The sequence below is a fragment of the Candidatus Hydrogenedentota bacterium genome (assembly GCA_018005585.1).
GTDB lineage: Bacteria > Hydrogenedentota > Hydrogenedentia > Hydrogenedentales > JAGMZX01 > JAGMZX01.
Map to the genome: position 1 here is coordinate 23,391 of JAGMZX010000087.1, position 1,856 is coordinate 25,246.

At 62.7% G+C, this 1,856-nt stretch carries 2 protein-coding genes; one reads left to right on the forward strand and one right to left on the reverse strand.

What is annotated here, in order from left to right; translation table 11 throughout:
- The coding region (locus KA184_14815) for a hypothetical protein (GenBank protein MBP8130848.1) at positions 1–663 on the forward strand (663 nt) is incomplete at its 5' end.
- 14 nt (positions 664–677) lie between these two features.
- Here KA184_14815 and KA184_14820 read toward each other — a convergent pair.
- Positions 678–1,856, reverse strand: a 1,179-nt coding sequence (locus KA184_14820) for a DUF1080 domain-containing protein (GenBank protein ID MBP8130849.1), incomplete at its 5' end; no start/stop codon positions are given.

The window sequence follows — 1,856 nt, forward strand, 5'->3', positions numbered from 1 at the left end:
GTTTACTACTCCTGGAAGGACCTGCCGCTGCCCCGTCCCGTCTCCGGGCTTGACGTCATGGTCTTCTTTGCCTGGGCGGAGACCGCAATTGCGTTCACGGTCGACCTGATGCGTTTCTATTCGCCGCGGATGAACCGGGTGGTCGCCGGACTGCCTTTCTACGGGGGGCTGATGCGTCAGGTCGAGCGGAGCCACTTTAACGCGTCCACTTACTATCTGGCCGCCGCGTCGATACTCATCACAGCACATCGTTTCGGCTGGTGCCGCGAGGCGACGCTGGTCATGTCGCTGGCGGTATTGGGCGTGGCTGACCCAGCCGCGGCGTGGACGCGGTACCACCTTGCGAAGCGCGGTATTGGCAATGAACGCGTGTTGGGCCTGCTCGCGTTCTTTGCGTCGAGTTTCCTCGTGCTGTGGGGGATTAGCTGGCACATTGAAAGCCCGCTGCACTGGGAACATATCGCCGGTATCGGATTGATCGTGGCATTGGTCGAGAGCTACACGAAATACTGGGTGCAGATGGTTCATCCGGTGACCCGACGGTTGCAGCGCGCGGTCTTCCACAAGGCGACGGTGTGGCTATTCCGCCTGTACCCCGATGATAACCTGATGATCCCGCTGACGACGGCACTGCTGATTGGCGTCTTTTCCTTGATGACCTGAGAACGCGCGGACGGTCATTCCAGTTCCTTGATCCAGATGTTCCGGTACTCCACCTGTGCGCCGTGCCCGAGGAACGCGATGCGTCCCGACTTGTTGAACAAGCCGGGGTGCTCCTTCCCGTCAGGCGCGGCCACCGTACGGAACTGTTCGAGGTCCGTATCCAGAATTGTCGCGCCGTTCAGCTTGATAACGATGTGCATGCCCTGCGCCGAAATCTCCTGTTCGTTCCATTCGCCTGCGGGCTTAAGGTATCCCCGTTTCGCGGCCACCAGCCCGTACAGGGAACCGTGATACTGATGGGGTTTCAAGTCGGCGTGCTGGGGTGCGCTATCGTCGAGCACTTGGACCTCGAGTCCTTCATATGCCGCGTGGCCGTACAGGGGCGTGCGCAGGCCAATACCGTTGTTCGCGGCGGGCGCGAGCCGGAATTCCAGGCGCAACACGAAGTCCGTGTAATCACAATCGGTATAGAGATTTGCGTGGCTTGTCGCCTTGCATACGAGGGTCCCGTCCTGCGCCGCGTAGCCCGCGAGGTCCCCCGTCCAGCCGGTCAGGTCGGTGCCGTTGAACAGCGGCACAAAGCCCTCGGCGTCGGGTAGCGGCATGGCGGCGATGTGTTGCTGCGCCTTGCCTCGCAGGCCTTCATCGGCGAGAAAAGGCAGCGCCTTTGTCAGGGCGCGCGCAACGGCATACGCGCGCAATCCCGTGTCCTTTTCGTCCTGCGGACACGCCATCTGCGCCATGACCGCCGCGGCGTCCGCCTGAAGCGCGGGCTCGTTCAGGAATCCCTCGAGCATGCGCAAGGCTCCGACAGTCCGGAATTGTCTGACCGCGTTCATAAGGATACGTTTCTGTTCGGTCGTTCCCGCGACGGCGGTCGCGTTGTCCAGGAGTTGCAGCTTTTTGCCGTCAGACCGGTCCGATTCGCGGACGATGCGCGCATAGCCGCGCAGGAGCATATCGCACGTTTCCGGCGTGGCATTGGCCTTCCAGGCGTCCAGTATCGGATTCAGCGCCTGGACCTGTTTCCAGTCCGCCAGCGCTTGCAGCGCCGTCTGCTTCACCGCGGCGTCCGCATCCTGCGTGGCCGTGACAACGGCGTCGAGGGCCTGGCGGCCACCATCGACGTGCGGCAGGACGGAGAGAATGCGGCCCTTCGCGGCGCCGGAAGCCGCTTCCATCGCGGTCAGCAA